We start from the raw sequence: 8,951 nt of genomic DNA, 5'->3' as shown, positions 1-8,951 counted from the left end.
CCGCGAACACATCGATGTGTTCGCGGGCCGCAGCCATATGTGTGCAGGTCAGACAGCGGGGAGACGCGGCTTCCGTGTCTCCCCGCCGCTACTGATTGTTGTGGGGGGTGGTGCGCGCTGGCCAGCGCCAGGACGACGAGGCTCACGTCGTGCCGGCACCAGCCCGGCTGCCGCAGGTGAAGTCGGTCTTGAGCCGGAGCTGGGGCCCGACCGGCAGAAGGGCTCGGAGACCAGAGCTGAACACCGAGCGCGTCTGCCGTGCGAGCGTTTCCAGTGTGAGGCCGATCGGGAAGAGCTTCACCTGGTGTCGGCCTGATGGGCCGGGCTTGGCCTGCTCTCCGAGGGTGAAGCGAGGCCGGCTGCGGGCGCTGCATGCCCGCAGCCCGTCCGCCGACCTTGTGCCTGAGCACGTCGGTCCTGCTCGTTCGGCAGGGCGGCTGATCGGGGTGCGCGGGCCTGGCAGGTTAGTGGGCATGGTGAATGAGACGGTGACGCACGACGAGCGGCTGCGGGACCTGGAGGCGTAAATGTTCCTCACTGGCCGGACGCTGGCGGAGCACAGCGAGCAGCTGGCGACGATCCGTGAGCAGCAGCGCACGGCGTTCGGGAACATCGATTCCCTCGCCAGCGCCGTCGGCGCGCCGGGAGAGCGGTCGATCAGCGACCGTCTGGACACGATTGAAAGGGTTCTGTTCGCTCTCGCCCGCGCGCAGGGCGTCGACCCGGACACCGTCTGAATCATCACTTCCCTGCTTTGGGCCCGTACTGGAGCGCCTGTCCGGTCACGGCGGCGATGCACTCGAAGCCGTGGGGCGGACGCGGCGATCGCCGTGGACCCGGGCGTCCGCTTCAGGGCCCGGATGGCGACAGCGGGAGGCGGGCGACGAAGGCGGCGCCGTACGGGCGGTGTTCGATGCGGAGAGTGCCGTGGTGCTGATGGGCGATGTCGCGGGCGATGGCCAGTCCGAGGCCGGCTCCGCCGAGGTCCCGGCTGCGGGCGTCGTCCAGACGGGTGAAGCGCTCGAAGATCCGCTCACGGTCGGCATCGGGAATGCCGGGTCCGTCGTCGGTCACCTCCAGTACGGCCAGGCCGGCGTCCAGGTCGGTGTGCAGCGCCAGTTCGATGCGGCGATCGGCATACCGTTGGGCGTTGTCGAGGAGGTTGGTGAGGAGTCTGATCAGCCAGCCGCGGTTGCCCTCCACGGTGAGGCCGGGTTGCAGCCTGGTGTCGATGGGGAGCCGGTCACCGTGACGCGCGGCAACGGTCGTACGGCAGAGTTCGGCCAAGTCCAGCGGGATGCGGCTGACCGGCTCGGCCGCATCCAGACGGGCGAGGAGCAGCAGGTCGGAGGCGAGGTCCTGGAGCCGGACGATGTCCTCCAGAGCGTCGCTGACCAGGTCGGGCCACAGGGCCGGATCCGGATGGGCGAGGGCGACCTCCAACTGGGTGCGCAGGACGGTGATGGGGCTGCGCAGTTCGTGCGAGGCGTCGGCGATGAACCGGCGCTGGCGGACGACGGCGTCCTCCAGGCGGTCGAGGGTGGCGTTCATGGTGCGGGCGAGGCGGGCGACTTCGTCCTGGGCGGCCGGTACCGGGACGCGGCGGTGCAGGGCGTGTCCGGTGATCTCGGCGACCTCGGAGCGGATGGCTTCCACCGGACGCAGGGCCCGGCCGGTCACCCACCAGGTGACCAGGGCGACCGTGGCCAGCAGCAGCGGTGTGCCGATGCCCAGCGCGGCCTTGGTGATCTCGTCGGCCGCGTCCGCGTCCCGCAGCGACGTGCCCGCGTACACGGTGACCGCGCCACCAGGGGTCTGGGCGGTGACGGCGACGATCCGCTGGCGGTGTCGTTCGCCGAATCGTTCGCCGGACCAGGTGGCGCGCAGCCTGCCCTCATGGGGGCGCAGGTCGGCGACGGCCGGGCGGCCGACGAGGTTCTGGCTGGCGGCTACCACGTGCCCACTGCTGTCGACGACCTGGATGAAGTCGGCGCCGTGGGAGAGAGGCAGCAGGTCGGGCAGCTTGCCCTGGGCGGCCAGCTGACCGACGGTGTCTGCCTGCGCGGTGGCTGCGTCGTTGGCGTTGCGCTGGAGGTCGGCGTGCAGAAGGGCGAACAGCGCGAAGGAGGCCGCGGTCAGTGCGAGAGCGACGACCGCGGTCGCCCCGAGCGTCGCCCGGGCCCGCACCGATCCCGGCCACGGGTGTCGTACGAGCCTCACGGCGGTGAAGCGCAGGCGCCGGATCGCTGCCGGTATCTCGCCTGCGCGGGGGACGATTCCTCTAGCCACCGTCGGCCGCCAGCCGGTAGCCGGCGCCGCGGACGGTCTCCAGGGCGCAGCGCCCGAAGGCGGTGTCGATCTTGCGGCGTACGGCGCTGACGTGGACCTCGACGAGATTGGGGTCCGCCTCGAAGGCCGAGTCCCAGACGTGTTCGAGGATTTCGCGCTTGGACACCACCTCGCCGGCCCGGCCGGCCAGGTACTCCAGAATGGCGAACTCCCGTGCGGTGAGCCGGACTTCGGTGCCACCGCGGACGCAGGTGTGTCCGGCCGGATCGATCACCAGGTCACCGAGCCGGAATGCCGGAGGGACCCGGTGGCCGGTACGACGGTGGAGCGCGCGGAGCCGGGCGACCAGGACGACGTAGGAGAACGGCTTGGACAGGAAGTCGTCGGCACCGGTGTCCAGCGCCTCGGCCTCGTCGTACTCCCCGTCCTTGGCAGTGAGCATCAGGATCGGTGTGTCGCTCCCGGCCGAGCGCAGTCTGGCGCAGACCCGGTAGCCGTTGAGGCCGGGCAGCATGATGTCGAGCACGACCACGTCGTAGCTGTGCTCCAGGGCGAGCCACAGTCCCTGGTTCCCGTCGTGGGCGACATCGACGGTGAACCCCTCGGCCCTGAGACCTCGCTGCAGAGCAGCGGCCAGCCGCTTCTCGTCCTCGACCACCAGTACGCGCACGGCATACAGCCTCGCACGCCGGACGGGCGGTGGCTGAAGACGCCTTCAGCCACCTTCAGCCTGGCTTCAGCAACGGCATTCCAAGCTGATCGCAGCCGCCGGCACCGGGCCGGTCGAGGCGAGCAGGAGCCCGAGCATGTCCCAACCCGAACCGCCGCAGCCGCAGCCCGAGTCGACGCCGGACTCACCGGTCGCGCTGCCGAAGCCAGCCAAGTCGGCCAAGACCTTCCGGGCGCGCCTTCCCCGGGTGAGCCGGCGTCGTGGGACCGTCCTCGGCGTCGCGGTTCTCCTGGCGGTCGCGGCCGCGACCGGCGTCGCTGCGGTCGTCCACCACGGCCACGGTGAAAAGGGCGACCACGGCCAGTTCGCGGCAGAGCACAGGTGGTCGGGCGGCGACGGCCGGCAGGGCGCATACGGGCAGGCACGAGGCGGTCGCGGCGGCTGGAACGACGATTCCAGGCTCGGTCTCGCGCCCGCGCCGCTGCCGACGGTTTCGGCCGCGGCGGCGATCGAGGCGGCCGGCAAGGCGGTTTCCGACGGCAAGACGGAGGCGCTGCGCGTGATCGGCGAGCAGGGTGGCGGAAGCGCGTGGGAGGTCGAGGTGCTGGGCACCGACGGCGTCCGGCACCTGGTCACCATCGACGGTGCCACCGGCACGGTGACCAGCAACATCGTCGCGCCGGCCACCTCGGACACGGCGAGCTGACGGCCCAGCCTCGAGCCGAGGGCGCGGCGCGGCCCACCTTCGGCTCGAGGGTGCACCGCCTCGGCGCCGCGAGCGCGTAACGGCATGGGCCGACCCAGCCCGCATGGCTCCGCAGCCGACGCGGTTGATCGGCAGGTCGCCGCCGCTCAGGAAGGTGCCTGGAATCGGGACTCGTCAGTCTGTGATGACGGCGTCGCGGTGGATCCACTCGGGGCGCGGCACCAGGACGAGCAGAACGAAAAGCCCGGACCCAGCAACGCAGGTTGGGACGTCAGGACGGGTGAAGGGAGTCAGCGTCGGCGCTGCCGCCGGTGCCGAGGGTCCGCCGGGGCGCCAGAGGTGTTGCCGGGTGGGAGCCGAGTACTCCACCGGCCTTGGGGAACATCGGCCGTTGGCGCGTGAGATTGATCACGGTCCTGAGCTGAGGGTCCCACCGGAGGTCTCCGGCGTCCGACTCGGAGCGGTTGGGGTGTATTCACCCAGGTTGCGTGGATGATGAGGCATGGCGTGGGACGAGGGGCCCGGCTGGGCTGAGACCACCATCGCCGGGTTGCAGGTCCGTGGTGACCACGTCACCGGGATGCGTCTGCGGGGCTGGGAAGGTGTCCTGCCGCTCTCGGTGGTCAGGACGGTGGTGTCTGTCGGCAGGGAAGGACCTTTCGACCTCCCCAGGCGTCATGGTCCTTCCCCGGCCGGCTCTGGAGGGCTACCCGCCTGCTCCGGTCTCACGCTGTCATAGCTGGCGGCCGGCAGCGTCTCCGCCGGGGTCGTCGGCCAGCGCGATCGCTGTGGTGATACGCTTGCCCACCGGTTCGCGGTGGATGGCGAAGCTCTGGCCGACTGCCATGACGATCTCTAGCCCGTGCTGGCCGATCCGGGTTGGATCGGGGGCGAGGATGGCCGGGGGCGTGGGGTCGCTGTCCCAGACGGTCACTTCGACCGTGGCGCCGTTGACTTCCAGGGTCAGCAGGCAGGGGCCGGGCGCGTACTTGCGGGCGTTGGTGACCAGCTCGCTGACCACGAGCTGCACCATGGCCATCGCTCGCCCGGACACCGGCAGCCCATGCACGGCCTGCGCATCGGTGAGGAAGGTGCGGGCCAGATCGCGGGCGACGGCGATGTCCTCGCTGCCCTCGAACGCCCCGGACGCCGAGATGACCTCCCCCAGCAGCGAGGGCCTGTCCTCGCCGTCTGTTGTCTGTTCCATGCTGGTCCGCCTCGCCCCGTGCCCAAACGCGCTTGGGCCCGTTTACCCCCGAACCTTCACATCAGGCGTCGCGCGGGCGGGTGTGTCCGGCGTGACCTCTCCTGGGCGCGTTGCACTGGGGGGTGCGTGCCTCCCGGAGGGGCTGGGACTGGCGATCGCCAACCGGCTCCGCCGCGCCGCGGGGCCCCCGGCCCACCGTGTGACCAGCATCGACGCCGTGCCTTGAGCAGCCACTGCCAGGAACGGTCAGGATGCGGCGGGGATGGCTGCGTCGAGGCCGCGGGCGGCGACGAGTTGCGCGCTGCCGTCGGCCAGGCGGTAGCGCAAGCCCACCACGGCGGCCTGGCCGGCGGCGACCTTCTCGGCGAGGACCCGGGAGCGGTCCAGCAGCAGGTCGACGGTGTGCCTTATGTGCTCGGCGAGGACCTCCTCGGGCTCAACCTGTCCGGCGGCCCGTGCAGCCAGAACGCTCGGGGTCACCCGCTCGACGACGTCCCGGACGAAGCCGCCCGGGGTCTGCCCGTTCTCCAGCGCGGCGCAGGCGGCGCCGACCGCGCCGCACGAGTCGTGGCCGAGGACCACGACCAGCGGGCAGCCCAGCACCTCCACACCGAACTCGATGCTGCCCAGTACCTCCGTGCCCATGACGTGGCCCGCGGTGCGCACCACGAACAGGTCGCCCAGGCCGCGGTCGAAGATGATCTCGGCGGCCAGCCGTGAGTCGGAACAGCCGAACAGCACGGCGAAGGGCTGCTGGGAGGGTGCGATCTCGGTGCGGCGGGTGGCGTCCTGGTTCGGGTGCTCGGGGGTGCCCACGACGAAGCGCTGGTTACCGGCCAGCAGCAGCTCGAAGGCGTCGCGGGGCGTCGGGCTCTGGATCTCGGTCATGGCTGCAGCCTACGAGCCGACGCCAGGCGTCACATCGCATGGCCCTGCGTAAGCCCCTTCAGTCTCTTCCCGCCATGCCGTCACACACCACCCCACGACACCCGCCGCGAGCCAGGCGTACAACCCGCTGCCCACGAGCAGGCCCGGCGGGCGCAGGAGCTGGACCTTTCGTAAATTGAAGAGGGAGCCGCTGGCAGGGACTGCGTGTGACACCGGAGATTGACTACCCAGGGGTGTTCGCCGCCCTTCCGAGCCCGTGCCTGGTGCTCGGCACGGACCTGGTGATCGCCGCTGCCAACCGGGCGTTTTGCGAGGTGACCGGACGGAGCCGGGCCGAGCTGCTCGGGCAGTACCTTTTCGAGGTCTTCCCGGACAACCCCGCCGACCCGGACGCCGACGGGGTGGACACACTGAAGGCCTCACTGCACCGTGTCCTGTCCTCGGGCCAGACCGATCACATGGCGTTGCAGAAGTACGACATCCCGGTCCCCGGCAACCCGGAGGTGTTCAAGGAGCGGTGGTGGACCGCGATCAACGTGCCCGTCCTCGGCCCGGACGGAAATGTCGCCTGGATCATCCACCGGTCCGAGGACATGACCGACGTCGTCCGCGCCCGCCGCACGGCGCACCTGCCGTCGGTCAGCCCCGGCCGGGAAGCGGCGATGGAGGCCGAGCTGTACTCCCGGGCCCGGCAGCTGCAGCGGCTGAACGAGGAACTGCGCCAAGCGCACGCCCGTGAACGGCGCATCGCCGTCGCCCTGCAGGAAACAATGCTCCACACTCCTGACCTGGCCCGGCACCCGGACGTCGCCGTGCGCTACCTCCCTGCGACCGGATCACTGAACGTGTGCGGTGACTGGTACGACGCGGTGGACCTGCCCGCGGACCGCTTCGTCGTCGCGGTCGGTGACGTGGTCGGCCACGGGCTTATGGCGGCCACGGTGATGGGCAGGCTCCGCAGCGCGCTGAGCGCCGCCACCCGCGCCGTCCACGGCCCCGCCCAGGCACTTGAGGTCCTGGGGCTGTATGCCCGCTCGGCCGAGGGAGCCCTGGCCGCAACGGCCGTCCAGGTCCTCGTCGACTGCCACAGCCGCCTGCTCATCTACAGCAGCGCCGGCCACCCCCCGCCCGTCCTGCTGCACCCGGACGGCTCCTGGGATCTGCTCGATCAGGCCACCGACCCGCCGCTGGGCGCCCGCCCCGAACACGTTCCCCGCCCACAGGCCAACAAGACCTACACCCCGGGCGACACCCTCGTCCTCTACACCGACGGTCTGATCGAACGCCGTGGTGAGGACATCGACGCCGGCCTGACCCGCCTGACCGCCACGCTGGCCACCTGCACCGAGTTCGGCGCGGAACACCTCGCCGACGCCCTCCTGGCCCGCCTGGGCCTCGGCGGCGGCGCCGACGACGACATTGCCCTCGTCGTGGTCCGCCTGGAGCGGACGACCCGACCGTACTGATAAGGCCCGGTTCGGCCATGGGGAAAGGCAGCCGGCTTGGTGTGGTCGCATGGCGGTCTTGGCAGTCCGCGCTGTCAACACAGCCGAGAGCGGCAGGGCTTTGTCACGATGCCCGTTATGCAGCAGTTGCCGATGGGCGGCCTCGGCTGGCCCCTGATCCCAGGAACTGGCGCTGAACGTGCAGGTCAGCATCCGTCCGCAGGGAAGGCGGTGTCGGTCCTCGCTACCGGCCGCAAACAAGTAATCCACATGAATTCCAACGAGCGGTTCGACGCGGAATCCGACATGCAACCCAAGGTAGGTGAGGCGTGGAGGTGAGCCGCGTGCCCACTGAGAACGAGCTGTTCAGCGCAGTCGATGCGCTCCTGGAGCAGGTCGCGCAAGATGACCTGCCCGCGCCCGCCGAACGCAGGCGCCTGCGGGAGGCCGCCGGGCTGACCCAGACCCAGATCGCCAGCGCTTTGGAGACGCGCCGCGAGACCGTCGCGAACTGGGAGCTGGGCAAGACCGACCCCCGCCCGCCGCAGCGTGCCGCCTACGCCCGCCTCCTGGAGAAACTCGCAACGCTTCCCCGGCCCCGTCGCGGAGCCCGAGGTATCGGAGACGGAGACGTTCGCGGGCCCTGCCGCGCCGGAACCTGTGACAGACCAGGCACCCGAGCAACTGGGATCCGAGCCTGCGACTACAGACCCAGTAGGCGAGGCGCCGGCGGATGCGGCCGGCTCGCATCGTCCGACCGGCGACACCAGGCCGTCAGCGTCGCTGCGGCGCCCCGACCCTAAGAAGGCGGCGAAGAAGCCGGCCGCCCCGGCCGCAGCTGCCGATCCGCGTTTCGAGAACGGTCCGCTGGCCGTGGTCGACGTCGACGACGACGGCCAGGTCCTGGCGTACTGGGTCGGCGGCCTCGTACTGGACGTGCCCGCCAAGTCGCTGCCGTCGCTGATCGAGTGGACGCTGGCCGAGGCCAGGCTCGGGCAGGCGCGGCTGCACCGCAACGGCCGCGACGCCGACCCGGTCCTGGTCCTCACCTCGGCTGCGCTGGAGCGCTACGGCCTGCCCGTCGCCCTGTCGGAGGAGGAGCGGCGCGCCGGACGGCTCGCGGACGGCCACAAGGTGGTCAAGCAGCTCGCGAAGGCCGACTGGAAGCTGACCCAGCGCGGTTTCGGGCCGTGGGCGCGGATCTACCGCCCGGCCGAGCGCTCCAAGCGCAACTGCGTCCAGCTGTGCATCCCGGCCTGGAACGCCCTGGACGCACGGGAGTGGGACAACAAGGCCAACCCGCAGCTGCCGACGATGCACCCGGCGGACCTGGCCCGGTACCTGGGCGCCTGTGCGGAGAGGGTGATGACGCCGCGCGGCACCGCGGCAGTCACCGGCCTGGAACTGATGACCGCGCTGCGCCCGCCGACCCGTGCGGAGAAGGACCCGGTCACCGGCGAGTTCAAGCAGGCTTTCAACACGGACGCGCTCACCGCCGTGTACGACGTGGTGGAGTGCGAGGTCCCGACGAACACCCCATTCTGAAAGGGAAGTTCGCCCGGCAACACCTGCGCACTGCTGCCGAGATGCTGATGGAGGAGCCCTACGACCGGTGCCGGCCGCTGACCGATGAGGAGTGCACGCGCCGGTACCTGGTCGCGATCGACATCAACATGTCGTTCGCCGCGGCCGCCAACGGGCTCACCGTCGGGCTGAACGGCCCCACCACCTCACCGGCAACCCGAA

The 8,951-nt window shown here is 70.9% G+C and carries 7 protein-coding genes and 1 pseudogene; 4 read left to right on the top strand and 4 right to left on the bottom strand.

Features of this window, described 5'->3' with window-relative positions; translation table 11 throughout:
• Positions 1-527 precede the first annotated feature (527 nt).
• Positions 528-737: a hypothetical protein gene (locus ABT288_RS48265; RefSeq protein WP_351622982.1), complete on the top strand. Its 210-nt coding sequence runs from the start codon at positions 528-530 to the stop codon at positions 735-737.
• 112 nt (positions 738-849) lie between these two features.
• Here ABT288_RS48265 and ABT288_RS48260 read toward each other — a convergent pair whose 3' ends face one another.
• On the bottom strand, positions 850-2,220 hold the full coding sequence (locus ABT288_RS48260; RefSeq protein WP_351622980.1) for an ATP-binding protein: 1,371 nt from the start codon (positions 2,218-2,220) through the stop codon (positions 850-852).
• A 61-nt stretch (positions 2,221-2,281) separates the two neighbouring features.
• Positions 2,282-2,959, bottom strand: a complete 678-nt coding sequence (locus ABT288_RS48255) for a response regulator transcription factor (protein WP_351622977.1) — start codon at positions 2,957-2,959, stop codon at positions 2,282-2,284.
• A gap of 136 nt (positions 2,960-3,095) precedes the next feature.
• Here ABT288_RS48255 and ABT288_RS48250 point away from each other — a divergent pair, with 136 nt between their 5' ends.
• Entirely contained in the window at positions 3,096-3,665 is a 570-nt protein-coding gene (locus ABT288_RS48250) for a PepSY domain-containing protein (RefSeq protein WP_351622975.1), read from the top strand.
• Positions 3,666-4,398: 733 nt separating this feature from the next.
• Here the strand turns inward: ABT288_RS48250 and ABT288_RS48245 are convergent.
• Entirely contained in the window at positions 4,399-4,872 is a 474-nt protein-coding gene (locus tag ABT288_RS48245) for an ATP-binding protein (protein ID WP_351622972.1), read from the bottom strand.
• Between the two features lie 246 nt (positions 4,873-5,118).
• On the bottom strand, positions 5,119-5,760 hold the full coding sequence (locus ABT288_RS48240; RefSeq protein WP_351622969.1) for a carbonic anhydrase: 642 nt from the start codon (positions 5,758-5,760) through the stop codon (positions 5,119-5,121).
• Between the two features lie 206 nt (positions 5,761-5,966).
• On the opposite strand from ABT288_RS48240, the gene ABT288_RS48235 reads away from it, so the two are divergent.
• Positions 5,967-7,226: a PP2C family protein-serine/threonine phosphatase gene (locus ABT288_RS48235; protein ID WP_351622966.1), complete on the top strand. Its 1,260-nt coding sequence runs from the start codon at positions 5,967-5,969 to the stop codon at positions 7,224-7,226.
• A 323-nt stretch (positions 7,227-7,549) separates the two neighbouring features.
• A pseudogene (locus ABT288_RS48230) lies at positions 7,550-8,951 on the top strand (helix-turn-helix transcriptional regulator); the annotation flags it as partial.

The organism is Streptomyces sp. NPDC001093 (genome assembly GCF_040298985.1).
Taxonomy (GTDB): Bacteria; Actinomycetota; Actinomycetes; order Streptomycetales; family Streptomycetaceae; genus Streptomyces.
The sequence above is the reverse complement of the archived record's forward strand: the minus strand, read 5'-3'. Positions and strand labels throughout refer to the sequence as shown.